This window comes from Leuconostoc holzapfelii (assembly GCF_012396485.1).
Lineage (GTDB): Bacteria > Bacillota > Bacilli > Lactobacillales > Lactobacillaceae > Leuconostoc > Leuconostoc holzapfelii.
The window spans coordinates 106,579-123,880 of sequence record NZ_JAAXPO010000002.1 but is presented as its reverse complement, the minus strand read 5'-3'; the positions used below and the strand labels follow the sequence as shown (position 1 = coordinate 123,880).

At 43.7% G+C, this 17,302-nt stretch carries 18 protein-coding genes; 17 read left to right on the top strand and 1 reads right to left on the bottom strand.

The features are described from left to right. Positions 1 to 17: 17 nt before the first annotated feature. The 5 genes from tsaD to HF966_RS02040 all read left to right on the top strand — a co-directional run bounded on the left by tsaD (position 18) and on the right by HF966_RS02040 (position 4,192). Positions 18 to 1,037, top strand: coding sequence for a tRNA (adenosine(37)-N6)-threonylcarbamoyltransferase complex transferase subunit TsaD (tsaD, locus tag HF966_RS02060; protein ID WP_168676007.1), 1,020 nt, complete (start codon positions 18 to 20; stop codon positions 1,035 to 1,037). 160 nt (positions 1,038 to 1,197) lie between these two features. Next, positions 1,198 to 1,845, top strand: coding sequence for a redox-sensing transcriptional repressor Rex (locus HF966_RS02055; protein ID WP_168676006.1), 648 nt, complete (start codon positions 1,198 to 1,200; stop codon positions 1,843 to 1,845). 5 nt (positions 1,846 to 1,850) lie between these two features. After that, a complete protein-coding gene (locus HF966_RS02050) occupies positions 1,851 to 2,888 on the top strand; it encodes a lipid II:glycine glycyltransferase FemX (RefSeq protein WP_168676005.1) in 1,038 nt (345 codons plus the stop codon). 67 nt (positions 2,889 to 2,955) lie between these two features. After that, positions 2,956 to 3,384 carry a GtrA family protein gene (locus HF966_RS02045; protein WP_168676004.1) on the top strand — a complete coding sequence of 143 codons (429 nt, stop codon included), beginning with the start codon at positions 2,956 to 2,958 and terminating at the stop codon, positions 3,382 to 3,384. Next, positions 3,374 to 4,192 carry a Cof-type HAD-IIB family hydrolase gene (locus tag HF966_RS02040; RefSeq protein WP_168676003.1) on the top strand — a complete coding sequence of 273 codons (819 nt, stop codon included), beginning with the start codon at positions 3,374 to 3,376 and terminating at the stop codon, positions 4,190 to 4,192. The genes HF966_RS02045 and HF966_RS02040 overlap by 11 nt, the downstream gene beginning before the upstream one ends. A gap of 21 nt (positions 4,193 to 4,213) precedes the next feature. On the opposite strand, the gene HF966_RS02035 is transcribed toward HF966_RS02040, so the two are convergent. Continuing rightward, a complete protein-coding gene (locus tag HF966_RS02035; protein WP_168676002.1) occupies positions 4,214 to 4,702 on the bottom strand; it encodes an FUSC family protein in 489 nt (162 codons plus the stop codon). A gap of 118 nt (positions 4,703 to 4,820) precedes the next feature. On the opposite strand from HF966_RS02035, the gene HF966_RS02030 reads away from it, so the two are divergent. The 12 genes from HF966_RS02030 (at position 4,821) to HF966_RS01975 (ending at position 17,290) form a co-directional block, all read left to right on the top strand. Then, positions 4,821 to 5,558: a nitroreductase family protein gene (locus HF966_RS02030; protein ID WP_168676001.1), complete on the top strand. Its 738-nt coding sequence runs from the start codon at positions 4,821 to 4,823 to the stop codon at positions 5,556 to 5,558. Positions 5,559 to 5,718: 160 nt separating this feature from the next. Further along, the gene (locus tag HF966_RS02025) at positions 5,719 to 6,699 is read left to right on the top strand and encodes a type I phosphomannose isomerase catalytic subunit (protein ID WP_168676000.1); all 981 of its coding nucleotides are present in this window, start codon (positions 5,719 to 5,721) and stop codon (positions 6,697 to 6,699) included. 206 nt (positions 6,700 to 6,905) lie between these two features. Further along, positions 6,906 to 7,853 (top strand): mannose/fructose/sorbose PTS transporter subunit IIA, encoded by a 948-nt coding sequence (locus HF966_RS02020; RefSeq protein ID WP_168675999.1) that lies wholly within the window; start codon positions 6,906 to 6,908, stop codon positions 7,851 to 7,853. Between the two features lie 37 nt (positions 7,854 to 7,890). Then, positions 7,891 to 8,700, top strand: coding sequence for a PTS mannose/fructose/sorbose transporter subunit IIC (locus HF966_RS02015; RefSeq protein ID WP_168675998.1), 810 nt, complete (start codon positions 7,891 to 7,893; stop codon positions 8,698 to 8,700). Positions 8,701 to 8,714: 14 nt separating this feature from the next. After that, the gene (locus HF966_RS02010; RefSeq protein ID WP_168676143.1) at positions 8,715 to 9,626 is read left to right on the top strand and encodes a PTS system mannose/fructose/sorbose family transporter subunit IID; all 912 of its coding nucleotides are present in this window, start codon (positions 8,715 to 8,717) and stop codon (positions 9,624 to 9,626) included. 137 nt (positions 9,627 to 9,763) lie between these two features. Next, positions 9,764 to 10,141 carry a DUF956 family protein gene (locus HF966_RS02005; protein ID WP_168675997.1) on the top strand — a complete coding sequence of 126 codons (378 nt, stop codon included), beginning with the start codon at positions 9,764 to 9,766 and terminating at the stop codon, positions 10,139 to 10,141. Continuing rightward, positions 10,141 to 10,974 (top strand): YitT family protein, encoded by an 834-nt coding sequence (locus tag HF966_RS02000; protein WP_168675996.1) that lies wholly within the window; start codon positions 10,141 to 10,143, stop codon positions 10,972 to 10,974. The genes HF966_RS02005 and HF966_RS02000 overlap by 1 nt, the downstream gene beginning before the upstream one ends. Before the next feature lie 148 nt (positions 10,975 to 11,122). Beyond that, entirely contained in the window at positions 11,123 to 11,407 is a 285-nt protein-coding gene (gene groES / locus HF966_RS01995) for a co-chaperone GroES (RefSeq protein WP_168675995.1), read from the top strand. A gap of 80 nt (positions 11,408 to 11,487) precedes the next feature. Continuing rightward, positions 11,488 to 13,107, top strand: a complete 1,620-nt coding sequence (gene groL / locus HF966_RS01990; RefSeq protein ID WP_168675994.1) for a chaperonin GroEL — start codon at positions 11,488 to 11,490, stop codon at positions 13,105 to 13,107. Positions 13,108 to 13,624: 517 nt separating this feature from the next. After that, complete coding sequence (locus tag HF966_RS01985) at positions 13,625 to 14,110, top strand: PTS sugar transporter subunit IIA (protein ID WP_168675993.1); 486 nt, start codon at positions 13,625 to 13,627, stop codon at positions 14,108 to 14,110. Between the two features lie 2 nt (positions 14,111 to 14,112). After that, positions 14,113 to 15,627, top strand: a complete 1,515-nt coding sequence (locus HF966_RS01980; protein ID WP_168675992.1) for a PTS transporter subunit EIIC — start codon at positions 14,113 to 14,115, stop codon at positions 15,625 to 15,627. Positions 15,628 to 15,640: 13 nt separating this feature from the next. Further along, positions 15,641 to 17,290: an alpha,alpha-phosphotrehalase gene (locus tag HF966_RS01975; protein WP_168675991.1), complete on the top strand. Its 1,650-nt coding sequence runs from the start codon at positions 15,641 to 15,643 to the stop codon at positions 17,288 to 17,290. The last annotated feature ends 12 nt before the right edge of the window (positions 17,291 to 17,302 follow it).

The window sequence follows — 17,302 nt, the reverse complement described above, 5'->3', positions numbered from 1 at the left end:
GACTCATGGATAGCACGATGACAAAAATCATAGCATTTGAATCTAGCGCTGATGAAACGAGTGTGGCCATCGTCGAAGATGGTCACATCATTTTAAGCAACGCTGTGGCAACACAAATTAATTCTCACCAACGGTTTGGCGGGATAGTACCTGAAGTCGCCAGTCGCCATCATATTGAATGGATTACCCGCGTCTTAGAGGATGCATTGGCAACGGCACAGATTGAACCTGAAGCACTCGATGCCGTCGCCGTGACTTATGGTCCAGGCTTGGTGGGGTCATTACTTGTCGGCTTAATGGGGGCGAAAACCTTTGCCTTAGCACACAATTTGCCTATTGTACCAGTGAATCATTTAGCTGGTCATATTGCAGCAGCCAATTTTAACGCACCAATCGTCTACCCGGCGCTTGCCTTGATGGTTTCAGGTGGCCATACAGAGCTCGTCTTCATGTCAGCGGAAAATGAGTTTGCCGTTCTTGGCGAAACACGTGATGACGCAGCAGGTGAAAGTTTTGATAAAGTTGGTCGCCTACTCAAATTGCCTTATCCTGCGGGTAAAACGATTGATGAGATGGCCCATTTAGGCCAACCCACCATTAAATTTCCAACGGCGATGGCACATGAAGATAATTATGACTTTAGTTTTTCTGGGCTTAAAAGTGCTGTGATTAACTATGTCCACCATGCCGAACAAAAGGGCGAAGCCATTGATCAAAATGATTTGGCAACCAGTTTTCAAAATGCCGTCGTTGATGCGTTGGTGGGTCGTACAAAACGGGCCTTGCAAGATTTTCCAGTGAAAAGTTTTATTTTAGCTGGTGGTGTTGCTGCGAATTCACAATTACGTGACACTTTGGCATCGTTACTAACCTCATTTCCTGAGACAAGTTACATCCCAGTACCGCGTCAATATACAGGCGATAATGCTGCGATGATTGGCGCAGCTGGCTACTGGAACTATAAGCAAGGGCATTTTGCGGGATTGGATTTAAACACGGATCCAGGACTGGATTTTGACCTGATGACATCGCTGTAAGATTGTGAATACCTCACGATCTTTTGTTGCGGTGTTTATTTTTATGGTATAATAGTTATGCAAAAGTTCACAAAGTGGCAACGTTGGTGATCATGCATGCAAAGTGCTTGCCGCGCATCACCAAATCAATTAAAATGATACAATCATATTGGAGAAACCTATGACACAACCAAAAATTCCGCGGGCGACCGCTAAGCGACTTCCAATCTACTACCGTTATTTGACATTCTTGCATGATGCAGGCACAGACCGTATTTCTTCAGCAGAACTCAGTGATGCGATTAAGTTTGACGCGGCAACCATTCGTCGTGATTTTTCATATTTTGGCGCGTTGGGTAAGCGAGGCTATGGCTATGACGTGAAAGCGTTGCTTGACTTCTTTGCTAATGTTTTGGATCAAGATAGCTTGATTAACGTCGCCTTGATTGGTGCGGGAAACCTTGGCCAGGCCTTGTTAAACTTTAACTTCCACCAGTCATCTAATATGCGTATTTCAGCCGCTTTTGACGTGGATGAGTCACGTGCCGGAACCATTATGGCCGGTGTACCGATTTATGCGATGACAGAATTAAAAGAACAAATTATGGCGCAACGCATTAATATCGCAATTTTGACTGTACCGCAATCAGTGGCACAAGAAATTACAAATGAACTTGTAGCAGCAGGTATCAAGGGGATTTTGAACTTTACACCTTTGCGTGTCACGGTTCCGAGTGGCGTACGGGTACAAAACGTGGATTTGACGAATGAATTACAGACACTGGTCTATTTCATTGACAACTATGGTTCAATTACAACGGGATTATAATTAATATGCCGATTTTAGATTTAAATGATCAAGCGCGCGTGCAGGCTTACCAACAATTTGTTCGGGAAGACCCACGCGGACAAGTGACACAAGATCCGCTTTGGGGAGAACTTAAGGCAAACTGGGGACATGTTTATGTCTATCATGAAACCGATGGGCAAATCGATGCCGTGTTGACAGTATTAACTGTTGAAGCCGTACCAGGCAAGTTACTGGGTTATGCCGGCCGTGGACCGATTGGAGACATTCAAGATGTGGCTTTGATTCAAGGGATGATTGCGGAAGCCTTAGCAGCGTTACCAGATAATGTCTTCTTAATTCGTTTAGACCCTGAAGTGCCATATAGTGAGGCGCTAGATGCCAAGTATCGTGCCGCAGGTTTTGTGACACGTAATCGTGGCATTCAACATATGCATGGGAATATTCAGCCACGCAAAAATGTTGTCTTATACTACGATGGCCGAGGCGAAGGGGCGACACCAATTACAACAGAAGAAACATTGATGTTACACTTCAAACGCGATTATCGCAACCAAATTCGACGCGCGGCCAAAGATGGTGTGACCGTTACTGCTGGTGATAGTGAAGCAGATGTTCGTGCCTTTTTTGACACGTATGTCATGATGGCCGCAGCACAAGGTATCACGCATCGGCCAATTGCGTACTTCTTGCGGATGCAACAACTCTGGGCGGGAACCGGCCTATTTAAAGTCTTCTTGGCGCATTTTGAAGGTCGTGTGATTGCCAGTGGGATCGGCTTTAGCTATGGTGATGAAATCTGGTATATGTATGCAGGTTCTGACCGCCAGTACGCGAAGCATTATGGCCCATATGCGGTGCAATGGGAAATGCTCAAATGGGGATTGGCCCTTGGTAAAGTCGAATATGACTTTGGGGGTGTTGGCGACTTTGTACCTGAAGATGGCCTCTATAAGTTTAAGCATGGCTTTGCTTATCACGACCCACATGCGGAATATATTGGTGAGTTAGACTGGGTCGTTGACCAAGCGGGCTATGATACTTATCTCGAACAGTTTAAATAAAAACCGCCTTTGGCGGCTTTTTTAGCGACTTCAAAACATGTTATAATGAACAATTAGAGGGGTTTTTATGAAGACAGTCAGGCATCTTTTTAATAAATATCAAGACGTTTTGTTGTATATCATTTTTGGTGGTTTAACAACTGTGGTCAATGTTATCATTTTTTCTGTATGTTACAATTTGTTGCATACAGGCCACAATATTGCCTATGCAATGGCTTGGTTTTGGGCAGTATTATTTGCTTATGTGACAAATCGGACGTGGGTTTTTCATTCGACACAGGTCAAAAAAACTGCTATTTTTAAAGAAATATGGCAATTTTACACTGCACGAATAATGACAGGTTTAATTGGATATGCAATCCTAATATTCGGTGTCGAGTTGTTACGTCAAGATGCCAACATCTGGAATATTATACAAAATGTCTTTGTCATTATTGCGAACTATATTCTCAGCAAATTAATCATTTTCAAGAAAGGGCGTCTGCATGACAATTAAGATGATTGCCTCTGATATGGACGGCACGTTTTTAACCGCATATGATGATTATAATCGGCGGCGATTTGAACGTGTGTTAAATCAACTTGAGGCACGTCAAGTCAAATTTGTCGCCGCATCAGGCCGACAGGTGAAGAATTTACAAGAACTCTTTGAACCAACGATTACAAAAGGGTATGAAATTAATTTTGTGGGGTCCAACGGCGCCTTGGTGGCAACACCAAATGAACAACTCTATTCAGTCTATTTGTCGCCAACGCAGTTACAACAGGTGATTGAGTGGAATGCGCATAATCCGGAATCGGCAGAAAACATTATTATTATGGCTGGGGAAAAAGCGACTTATGTCTCTAATCATGCAGTCGGTCCCGTTGCGCAAATGGTGTTCCAGTTTTATCCAAATGTCACGCGTGTGGAAAAGTTACTAGCTGTTGAAGATCACATTCTTGAAATGACTTTTGTTTGGCCAAATAATGAAGTGCAACAGCATGTCGACGAGTTGAGAAAAATTTTCGGCAATGAATTGCACGCCACAGGCTCAGGTTTTGGGTCAGTGGATATTTTGGGTAAAGGTGTGGATAAAGCGACAGGACTACAAGTATTGCAAGATTACTACGCTATTTCTGATCATGAAGTGATGACTTTTGGTGACAACGTCAATGATTTAGAGATGTTACAAAAGTATGAACATGCTTATGTGATGCCCAACGCCGATCAATTCATGTTAGAGGCAATTTCTAAGCGAGCCGTGAATACGAATGTGAATGATGGGGTGTTGCAAACAATTGAGGATTATTTTGGTTTTTGAGCACAATAAAAAAGAAGGGCGTTAGCCCTTCTTTTTTGGTTCAGGTGAGGCAAAGCGGTTCACACCGATTGCGACAAGCACGCCCATAAAGGTGTCTGCGATACGATCAATCACGTAAACCACCGTTGCACCAGGTGGAATATTTAATGAAATCATCAGTAGGGCAGCGAGTGCACCAATCACGCCACTGTTGTAATCAAAGCCATCCAAGAATACGATCGCGACAATGACGAGAAATGGCAAAAAAATCATGGGCACCCAAACTGCATGATGGGTATGGGTATAAACAAGAAAGTAAACCAAGGCTAAGAGGCCACCTACCATATTGGAGACCAAACGAATCTTAGCAAAACTTAATGTTTTATCCCAACTTTCCCGCAAGGCAAACACTGACGCCAACGAAGCCACAAATGGGGGGCGCTTAAAAAAATAAAAGACGGTAATGATGAGCATTACAGCCATGGCTGTTTTTAATGTCCGTAAACCGATACGGAATCGTCCGAATTGCATAACTGCCTCCATTAACATTCTTATCATTTTATCATAAAAAAATGGTAAAATCTATTTATCATAAAACGAAAGGATCGTGTCACACTGGTTATTTTAACCAGTGACGCGACAACAGCACATGTCAAATCCAGTATTAGAATTACTCAACAATCACCGGTCAATCCGCGCTTATACCGATGAACCCGTAACCGATGACATGGTAGCAACGATTCTATCAGCGGCCAATGCCGGACCAAATATGAATAATTACCAACCCGTGACTTTTATTGAAATCACCGACCAGGCATTAAAAGCTGAAGTGACGGCTCAAGTGGGCATGGATTACATTGAAAGTGCTGCACGCTATTTTGTGGTGGCTGTCGATTTTAATAAAGATTTGATTGGCTTAACACCTGAGGTCCGCGCGCTGGCTGAAGCACGCTTAGCCACTTATCCCATGCTTGAAGGTGGGATTGTGTCTGCTGGTGTGGCTTTGGGTCGTGCGCAAGTTGCCGCTGAAGCAATCGGGTTAGGGAGTGTGACGATGGCTGGTGCTTTGGGGGCCTTTGAGTTGTATGAGAAACAGCTTAAATTACCACAATTAGTTAAAGCTGTGATGGGCTTTTCCATCGGCTTTCCAGCCCAAGAACCAGGGATCAAGCCTAAGCTACCGCTGACTGGTATGTGGATGAAGGATCACTACGATCAAGCGCAACTCGAAGCGGCCGTTGCGGACTATGACGACACCATGGCGGCTTATTATGCCGTCCGTGGTGTCGACAGCTCCTGGGTAAAAAACAATACTAAATTGTTGACCCGCCCACGTGATTATACAGCTCTTGGGCAATACCCAAAGCAAAAAGGGTTTAAGATTTAAGGCTTTAAAAGCAAAAGGCATCCACATGCAATGGCATTTGGGTGTCTTTTTTACAGGAAAAAGACGCATTTTCCGACCATGTTTGGCTGGCTTGTGATAAAATGAAAGCGCATACATATTTTGATATGCCAGCACAAATTTAAATGATGGGAATCGCGCGATGACAGTATTGATGTTACAACCAGCCTTACATGAAAAAATTTGGGGCGGGACGAAACTTAAGACGTTTGGGTACAACTTGGCCTCCGACCATGTTGGCGAAGCGTGGGTGGTCTCAGCCCATGCCAATGGGGTGTCAACGGTGACCCAAGGTGAGTTTGCAGGGCAAAGCTTAGCACAACTTTGGTCCGAACAGCCCGCATTATTTGGGGGCCATGACCCGAAACAAGCCTTTCCATTATTGGTCAAAATTCTTGATGCACAACAGAATTTATCGATCCAAGTGCATCCAAACGATAAGCAATCTTCGGAAAATTTTGGCAAAACCGAAAGTTGGTATATCCTAGAGGCCACGCCAGGTGCAAAACTATATTATGGGCACCATGCGTCAACCAAAGCCGCATTAAGAACGCTGGTAGATAACCAGGATTGGGACGCTTTGCTGCGGACCATTCCAATACAAGCTGGTGATTTTTTCTATGTGCCGGCGGGCACCTTCCATGCACTCGGCGCTGGCGTTTTAGCGTTAGAAATTCAACAAAGTTCTGATACAACGTATCGTTTTTACGATTTTGATCGTCTGGATCCTACAACGCACCAACCACGCCCATTACAAATCGAAGCTGCACTTGCAGTGACGAAAACACCGCATGTTGATCCGATTTTAAATCAACGGTCTCGCTTGCAAGACCAGACGATTGTCACGCGGTTACTGACGTCACCTAAATTCACGATTGACAAATTATCTGTTCGTGGCGACAGTCACTTCAACCAACATCATCCTTATGAATTATATAACGTGATTGCTGGTGAACTGACGTTGACGGCCGGTCAGGCAACCTACCCACTCAAAAAGGGTGATAACTTCATCATGTTAAAAGATACTGGCAATTATACGTTGTCCGGCCGCGGTGAGGTCATTGTCAGCTTTGTGACACCGACAAGTTATCGCGAGCAAGAGCTGTCATACCTAGATAACTAGTGGATTTGTTGTGTTTTCAGGAAAAATCATGTAAATATTGCGATAACGTTTTGTAAAACGTTATGAAAGCGTTTACTTTGTCCTGAAAACGAGTTATACTTATCGTTGTAAACAAGAAAACAATATTTTGTTGTGAAAGCGTTTACATCACGATTAAATTCGACTATAATCGTATAGTAAACATTTTATTGAGAAGGAGATTATCGATGGTTAATCTTATTGTTGCAAGTCATGGTGACTTTGCAAAAGGCATTATCATGTCCGGTTCAATGATTTTCGGTGAACAAGAAAATGTTGAAGTTGTGACATTCCAGCCTACTGAAGGACCAGACGATTTAGATAAGCATTATCAAGAAGCTTTGGCAAAATTTGATAATGATGATGACACGTTGTTCTTAGTGGACTTGTGGGGGGGCTCACCCTTCAACCGTGCGAGTCTCATCCAACAGCAAAATCCAGATCATGTCGCAATTGTGGCTGGTTTGAATTTACCAATGCTGATTGAATCTTATGGTGGCCGTCTTGGGATGAGTTCAGCTGCTGACTTGGCAAAGTATTTGGTTCCAGTGGCCAAAGATGGTGTGAAGTCAGTGCCTGAAGCAGAAGTGGCAGAAGACAAAAAGGCCGAGGCAGCACCAGCAGCTGGCCTAAAGCCAGGTCACATGAATATCAAGTTGGTGCGTTTGGACACGCGTTTGTTGCATGGTCAAGTGGCCACGGCTTGGACACCTGATTCAAAGGCTAACCGCATTATTGTTGTATCGGATGCGGTTGCTGGTGATGAATTACGTAAGAATTTGATTAAGCAAGCGGCACCAAACGGGGTCAAAGCAAACATCGTGCCAATCAGCAAGATGGAAGAAGTCGTGAAGGACGATCGCTTTGGTGGCGTGGAAGCCTTCTTGCTGTTTGAAACAGTGCAAGATGTGTTGCGTGCCGTTGAAGGTGGCGTACCAATTAAGACTTTGAATGTTGGGTCAATGGCGCATTCTGAAGGCAAGACAATGGTCAACAAAGTGTTGTCAATGGATAAGGCCGATGTGGCTGCGTTTGAAAAGTTGCGTGATTTGGGCGTCGACTTTGATGTTCGTAAGGTGCCAAGTGACAGCAAGGCGAACTTGTTTGATTTAATTAAAAAAGCTAACGTTCAATAACTAATATTGGATGTTAATTAGGAAAGGTGTTTAAACTATGTCTATTATCTCAATGGTTTTAGTCGTAATCATTGCCTTCTTTGCAGGTATGGAAGGTATTTTGGATGAATTTGAAATTCACCAACCATTGGTTTCGGCTACATTAATCGGAATGGCTACGGGCCATTTGACTGCGGGCATTATGCTCGGTGGTTCATTGCAAATGATCGCTTTGGGTTGGGCGAACATTGGTGCCGCTGTCGCGCCGGATGTCGCGTTGGCATCTGTTGCTTCAGCCATTATCATGGTAAAGGGTAACAACTTTACCCCAACTGGTATCTCTGTTGCCGTGGCTTCTGCGATTCCTTTGGCGGTTGCCGGCTTGTTCCTGACAATGATTGTTCGTACCGTGTCTGTTGGTTTGACGCACGGTGCCGATGCTGCGGCCAAGGAAGGAAAGTATCAAACCATTGAGCGCTTGCATTTGGTTGGTATTTTACTTCAAGGGTTGCGTATTGCGATTCCGGCGGCTTTGTTAATTGCCATTCCTGCTTCAGCTGTGCAAGAAGCTTTGGGCGCTATGCCTGAATGGTTAACTGGTGGTATGGCTATCGGTGGTGGCATGGTTGTCGCCGTTGGTTATGCTTTGGTTATCAACATGATGGCAACACGTGAAGTTTGGCCATTCTTTGCCATTGGCTTTGCTTTGGCTGCCGTAAGCCAATTGACATTGATCGCTCTTGGTGCGATCGGTGTTGCGTTGGCCTTCATCTACTTGAACCTCTCAAAGATGGGTGGTAACGGTGGCGGTGGTTCAAATGGCGGCGGCGCGGGTGACCCAGTCGGCGACATTTTGGACCAATACTAGGAAGGAGCAACATGATGGCTGAAAAAATCGAATTATCACGTCATGATCGTATGTCAGTTGCATGGCGATCACAGTTCTTACAAGGTTCATGGAACTACGAACGGATGCAAAACGTGGGTTGGGCTTATGCCTTGATCCCAGCAATTAAAAAGTTATATACCACAAAAGAAGACCGCTCGGCTGCTTTGAAGCGTCACTTGGAATTCTTCAATACCCACCCTTATGTTGCCTCACCAATTATTGGTGTCACATTGGCACTGGAAGAAGAACGTGCCAATGGCGCTGCGATTGATGACGCTGCCATCCAAGGTGTGAAAATCGGTATGATGGGACCTTTGGCTGGTATTGGTGATCCAGTCTTCTGGTTCACATTACGTCCAATCTTGGGTGCCTTGGGTGCTTCATTGGCCCTTTCTGGTAACATCTTAGGTCCCATCTTGTTCTTTGTTTTGTGGAACTTGATTCGTATGTCATTTATCTGGTACACGCAAGAATTTGGCTATAAGGCCGGTTCTGCTATCACCCAAGATTTGTCGGGTGGCCTCTTGAAGGATATTACGAAGGGCGCTTCAATTCTTGGTATGTTCATTCTAGCCGTTCTGGTTGAACGCTGGGTTTCAATCAAGTTTGTTGTGCAATTGCCAGCTAAGAAGTTGGCTGAGGGTGCGTATATCAACTTCCCAAATGGTGCAGTCACTGGGGGTAAGTTGCAACAAATCTTAGGTGAGCAAGCTTCAGGTATGTCATTGACGAAGATGGCGCCAAATACCTTGCAAGCAAACTTGGATAGTTTGATTCCAGGTTTGATGGGCTTGTTGTTGACATTCTTTGCGATGTGGCTATTGAAGAAGAAGGTTTCACCAATTGTGATGATTATTGGGATCTTTATCTTCGGTATTGCGATGCACGCCCTACACATCATGTAATCAAAAATTGAATGATGACGATAAAGTGCGCCCGTCGATTACGACGAGCGCCTTTGTACATAATGGCAGCAAATTCATTGAGTCGGGTAACGATTTAATGTTACGATTAAAGGGTCATAGTGAAGGAGACAAGAAACATGGTGCAATCACTGAATTCAAAAGTAGCGCTCACAGCGAAAGGTATTTCATATTTAGGTATTGGCGCGCAATATGGGCAATTTTTGCTGGGTGATCGGGCGTTTGAATTTTTTAATGATAATAATGTCGCCGATTATATCCAAATTCCTTGGCCAAACGTGACGGCGGTTTATACGAGTGTTTCACGGCAACACGTGAGTCGCCGTTTTCGGATTGAAACAGATAAGGGTAATTTTGACTTTTCATCCCCAGAATCAGGTAAAGTGTTAAAAGTGATTGGAGACCATATTGGTCGAGAAAAGGTGTTGCGTCAACCTACGTTAGTGGCACGCATGAAAACAATTTTCAAAAAGAAGGATAAAAAGAAAGGCGTTTAATGAAAGTAATCAAGACATATCAAATTTTACGTTATCTCACGATCATCTTGGCTTTGGAGTTGGTGGCCATTAGTATCAATTACTTCTACGCACCGGCCAAAGTTGCGGCTGGGGGCGCGACAGGATTAGCCATCTTACTCAATGAGTTAGTGGGGTTTGATCGTGCTGCGACAGTATTGGTCGTTAATCTTTTGATGATTATTTTGGCGGCAATTTTCCTAGATCGTGGGACGACAGTGCGCATTACATTTGGTAGTCTGTTATTACCCGTATTACTTAAAATCACGCCCAGTGAACAAATTTTGACTGACCGGCCATTTGCTGTGTTGGTTGGCGGGGCCATTTTTGCCGTTGGGGTCGCGATGCTTTACCGTGTCGAGGCATCAAGTGGTGGTACGGCGGTGCCGCCAATGATTTTAAAAAAGTATTTCCGGATTACGCCAGCTATATCCCTGTTGGTCATTGATACCGTTGTATCATTAGGGAATTTGTTGACGGATGGGGTCGCCGCGTTTATTTTGGCGATGTTTTCCTTGATCATTACCGCGGTGGTGATGAACTATATTGAAACTGGTCTGGACCGCCGAAAGATGGTTTATATCACAAGTAATGAACGAATCGAAGCGATTAAGCAGTATTTGACGAAGCATGACACGAGTTACACATTGATGGCGGTTCGTGGTGGCTATACGGGTGGCGATCGGGACATGCTTATGGTCATTCTTGATAATCAAGATTATAACCATCTAGTGCGTGGGATTCACCAAATTGACCCAGCGGTCTTTATGGTGGCTTACGATATCAGCGAAGCACACGGTGGTACCTTCATTTAACCCATGTCATAGCCGGTCAATCAGGAGCAAATTAGTCTACGGAAGTAGGCTTTTTTTATTGACAATTGCGGGCAAAGTGCTATACTAATAGTTGTAATTAGCACTCGAACGAAAAGAGTGCTAAACTAAAAATTGGAGGTATGATCTCATGTTGAAGCCATTGGGTGATCGCGTGATTATTGAAGTAACGGAAGCTGCAGAACAAACTGTTGGTGGCATTGTCCTAGCAACAAATGCTAAGGAAAAGCCAGTCACTGGTAAGGTCGTTGCCGTGGGTTCAGGGTACGTCCTAAACGATGGGACAATTCGTGAATTAACAGTTCAAACAGGCGATGAAGTACTATTCGATAAGTTCGCGGGGCAAGAAGTGTCATTTGAAGGCACGGATTATCTTGCGCTACATGAAAAAGATATTGTTGCCATTGTGGCATAATCTCATTGAGCATATGCCACATTGTAGGCATATCTTCACGATAATATATTTAAATTGATTGTTAGAGAGGAAATGAAATCATGGCGAAAGAATTAAAGTTTTCTGAAGACGCACGTGCCAAGATGAAGGCTGGCGTGGATAAGTTAGCTGATACGGTTAAAACAACGATTGGCCCTAAGGGCCGCAACGTGGTGTTAGAACAATCATATGGTGCGCCAACCATTACAAATGATGGTGTCACAATTGCTAAGGCGATCGAACTAGAAGATCACTTTGAAAACATGGGGGCCAAGTTGGTTGCCGAAGTGGCATCAAAGACAAACGATATTGCGGGTGATGGCACAACCACAGCAACTGTTTTGACACAAGCGATTGTTGGCGAAGGTCTTAAGAATGTGACAGCAGGAGCGAACCCAGTCGGCATTCGCACAGGGATTGAAAAGGCGACAGCAGCAGCCGTAGCAAAGTTGCATGACATGTCACACACGGTCAATACCAAAGATGAAATTGCGCAAATTGCCTCAATTTCGGCTGCCAACGAAGAAGTCGGCGCTTTGATTGCTGAAGCGATGGACAAGGTTGGTAATGACGGCGTTATCACAATTGAAGAGTCCAAGGGTATCGAGACAACATTAGACGTTGTTGAAGGGATGCAATTTGATCGTGGTTACATGTCACAATACATGGTGACTGATAATGACAAGATGGAAGCCAACGTGGACAATCCATACATCTTGATTACGGATAAGAAAATTGGCAATATTCAAGATATTCTGCCAGTTTTGCAACAAGTGGTTGAACAAGGCCGCGCCATGTTGATTATTGCTGACGATATCACCGGTGAAGCGCTGCCAACACTTGTCTTGAATAAGATGCGTGGCACATTCAATGTTGTTGCCGTGAAGGCACCAGGCTTTGGTGACCGTCGCAAGGCACAACTTGAAGATATCGCCATTTTGACTGGTGGTACGGTCATTACCGAAGATCTTGGCTTGAACTTAAAGGATGTCACAATTGACCAACTCGGTCAGGCAAGCAAGGTTAACGTGACAAAGGACAACACAACAATTGTTGAAGGCGCCGGTGATAAAGGTGCTGTTGCGACACGTGTTGAAACAATTAAGCAGCAAATCGCTGAAACAACTTCTGACTTTGATCGTGAAAAGTTGCAAGAACGTTTGGCAAAGTTGGCCGGTGGTGTTGCTGTCATTAACGTTGGTGCAGCAACTGAAACGGAATTGAAGGAACGTAAGTACCGCATTGAAGATGCCTTGAACGCAACGCGTGCTGCCGTTGAAGAAGGCTTCGTTGCTGGTGGTGGTACAGCGCTTGTGAATGCCATTTCAGCGGTGGCAGCATTATCAGAAACTGGTGATGTGCAAACTGGTGTTAATACTGTTATGAAGGCGTTAGAAGCACCGGTGCGCCAGATTGCTGAAAATGCTGGCTTGGAAGGTTCAGTGATTGTCAACAAGTTGAAAGACCAAGCTGAAGGCTTCGGTTACAACGCCGCAACAGATGAATGGGTTGACATGATTGCTGCTGGTATTGTGGACCCAACAAAGGTGACGCGTTCAGCATTGCAAAATGCAGCCTCAGTATCAGCCTTGTTGTTGACAACTGAAGCAGTGGTTGCTGAATTACCAAAGGATGATGTCGCACCTGCCATGCCACAAGGTGGTATGCCTGGTATGATGTAAAAATTTATGAAAAAGCACGACAACTTGTCGTGCTTTTTTGTGTGCAAAAAAGCACTATGTATGCAAAAACATCACCATCAAAATGTTTTTGCCTGCGTACTTTTTGGGTACAAAGATAGTATACCGTTTGGCAAACAATTAGTTTATTTAGGATTTTGAAGATTGAGAAAACTGAAGGAATTGTTGGTATATGTACACAAAAACATAACATAAGGAGGACTATAATTTCTGCCATAATGATATTTTATTTGAATAATGAATGGCTATGTTTTTGCATGTGTACGCTAAAGTACTTCTTAAGTATAAACCTGAGGTGAATGGGTTGATTATTTAATATTTAATTTTTTGTAAAATATAAAATGATTTATCTCTGCGTCGTTGCGAATATTGATATATGACTTTCAAAAGGGATTAGTCGATAAGAATATGAAATGTAACCGTTTACATACCTACTTTTGTGTGTTATTATCTAACTGTTAACTAGTACGTACAAGTCTATAACGCAAAGGAGAAAGTTATGTTTGGATTTGAAAAGAAACCTCGCGAGGATATTAATATCTATGCGCCGGTCACTGGGGAAGTCATACCATTAGAAAAAGTTTCGGATCCAGTTTTTGCCCAAAAGATGATGGGGGATGGCTATGCCGTAATACCCACAGATTCAGAAATTGTTGCGCCGATAGCTGGGAAAATTACTTTAATACAGGGTCATGCGGTCGGCTTACAACGGTTTGATGGTTTAGAAGTTTTGTTACATATCGGTATTGATACAGTGTCCTTAAATGGCAAACCGTTTACGACAAAGGCTAAGGTAGGGCAGGTTGTTGCTGCAGGTGATGTGTTGGTTGCGGTCGATTGGGCGCAGATCGACGCGGCACAGCTATCCAAAATGACCATGGTATTGATAACCAACACAACGGATAAGCTCGCATCAATCGCTGTGCAATACGGTCAGATAATCGCAGGGCAGCAACTCGGACAAGCAATCGCAAGGAGAAGTTAATCATGGCAAAAAAGAATTATGATGAGACAGCACAAGCCATCATTAGAAATGTTGGTGGCCGGGATAATGTGGATAAGGTCATTCATTGTATTACCCGACTAAGATTTTATTTAAAAGATGAGACGCTGGCCGATACATCAGCTATCACACAGATACCAGAGGTTGCTGGTGCGATTTATAATGGTGCGTTAGGTCAATATCAAGTTGTAATTGGTCCCGCAGTGGCTGACGTTTATGATGAAGTGGTGGCGCAGCTTGGTGATGGAGTCATTGACTCAGCTGCAACAGAAGCTGCTGTTGCAGCTACACAACCGACAACACCAAAGCCTAAAAATGGGCTTGATATTATAAAGGGTGCCTTTCAAACATTAATTGGAACTATCACCGGATCGATGATTCCAGTGATTGGTCTATTGGCGGCTGGTGGGATGTTGAATGGTTTTTTAACGCTATTGTCAGATCCGAACCTACTTGGCTTGATTAGTCCTAAGTCGGATACCTTTACAATTATTCAATCGATGGCTATGGCGCCATTCTACTTTTTGCCAATATTAGTTGGTTTTACCGCCGCTCAACGTCTAAAATCTGATCCGCTAGTTGTGGCGGCCATAGGCGCCTTACTGGTTAAGCCGGAAATGGTTGGTCTATCAGCCACTAAAGCATCTGGTGTTTGGTTAGGCATGCCGATTAATGCACATTTTTTTGGGTTACCAATCACGGTACCTAACTATGCCTATTCAATTTTTCCCATTATTTTTGCGGCCTGGTTGGTGCGCCCTATTGGTAATTGGTTGAAAAATCATTTACCAGCTGCAATTCGATCAATTTTCCAACCGTTAATTACAATATTTATCGTGGGATCTGTTTTGTTAGTCGTTATGGGACCAGCAATAACGATGATCTCATCAGGCATTTCAATTGTGATTCATGAATTGTTGAATTTCAATTATGCATTATCAGGTTTGATTATTGGTGGTTTGTACCAAGTGTTGGTTATCTTTGGTTTGCATTGGATGGTCGTGCCATTAATTGCCAATGAAATTGCGCAAACAGGTCAATCACAATTGAATGCATTAGTTAACTTTACGATGATCGCGCAAGGTGCAGGCGCCTTAGCTGTTTTTGCCAAGACAAAAATCGCCAACTTGAAAGGCTTAGCCGGTGCGGGGGCTTTGTCAGCTTTTGCTGGTATTACAGAACCGGCGATGTATGGTATTAATTTGAAGTATGGGCGTGTGTTCTGGATGGCCAACATAGGTGGTGCTGTGGGTGGCTTGATTGCTGGTCTATTTAATCTTCACATGTATGGCTTCACTGGTTCATTAATTGGTTTCCCATCTTTTGCTGCGACAAAAGATAATCCTAACAATTTGTTGATTTTCTTTTTAGCTTCAGCAGCAACTATTGTGGTGTCATTTGTAATGGTGTATCTATGGGGATTTAAAGACCGTGATGTTGAACAATCGGCTAAACAAGTCGAAAAAAAGAACATATTTGAAGATAATGATGCTAAGTAAAGGATGAAAAACGATGACAGAATTAGGCAAACATGTGGTTTATCAAGTTTATCCTAAATCATTTCAAGATAGTAATCATGATGGGGTTGGTGATTTACCAGGATTGATTCAAAGATTGCCTTATTTGGCAGATTTGGGTGTTACGATGATCTGGTTAAATCCAATTTTCCCCTCACCACAAAATGATAACGGGTATGATATCAGCGATTATACGGCAATTGATCCGCTATTTGGCACCATGGCAGATTTTGCACAGTTGGTTCTCGAAGCGGAAAGTTATCAGATGGGTATCATGTTGGATATGGTTTTTAACCATACATCAATCGCACACCCGTGGTTTCAAAAAGCGTTAGCGGGGGATGTGAAGTATCAAGATTACTATTACTTGAGGCCGTACCGTGAGAATGGTTTGGAGCCGACAAATTGGGTCTCTAAATTTGGTGGCTCTGCTTGGTCACGTTTTGGTGAGACCAATCGCGCGTATTTGCATTTGTATGATCAGTCTCAAGCAGATTTGAATTGGCATAACCCAGCAGTTCGACAAGAACTCTACGCAATTTTAAATTTTTGGTTGGCTAAAGGTGTTCGAGGGTTCCGCTTTGATGTAATCAATGTTATTGGCAAAGCAGCAGACTTAGTCGACGATGATACAGATAATGGCGGAAAGTATCTCTACACAGATACGCCAATTGTACAAACTTATATTCAAGAGATGCATGCTGCGACGTTTGGACATTACTCGGACGTAATCACAGTCGGTGAATTAAGCTCGACCACTATTGCGCAAACGGCAGCCTACACTAATCCACAAAATAAAGCGCTGAGCATGGGCTTTAATTTCCATCATTTGAAAGTAGATTACGCTCAAGGTGAGAAGTGGACCAAAGTGCCGTACGATTTTGAAGCGTTACGTCAATTGTGGCACGGATGGAGTCAAGGCATCATGACAGCAAACGGTTGGCCAGCATGGTTTTGGAATAATCACGATCAGCCACGTGCGGTTAATCGTTTTATCAAAACGCCCAAATACTACCGAACTGGCGCCAAAATGTTAGCGATGATGGTGCATTTGAATCGCGGCACACCTTACATTTATATGGGCGAAGAGATTGGCATGTTGGATCCGGATTATCAAGGGATGACAGACTATGTTGATGTGGAAAGCCAAAATGCCTATCGCATGTTACTTGAGAAAGGCCTGACCCAGTCACAGGCTTTTGCTGTAGTGCGATCTAAGGCACGTGATAATTCACGGGTACCGATGCAGTGGGATAACGGTCTTTATGCTGGTTTTTCAACACATCAACCTTGGTTAAAAAACGGTGATTTTAATGACATTAATGTCGCAAAAGATCAAGAATCGGCAGATAGCCTGTATCAGTTTTATCATCAATTAATTCAGTTACGGCAAGCAAACCCAGTGATCGCCGATGGTGACTATATGCCAAGATTTGACGACGTCGCTGAAGTGATTGCTTTTGAACGCCGACTGGATGATGTCACGTTGTTGGTCGTGGCCCATTTTGGTGAGACCCCAGTGACACTACACTTGCCTGACGAGATAGTGCATGCGGGCGAATACCTGATTGGTAACTATCCTATACAAACCCTGACAAACGAGTTGGCTTTGAGGCCTTACGAGAGCTTTGCGATCCAATATTAAAAAGGTGATCCC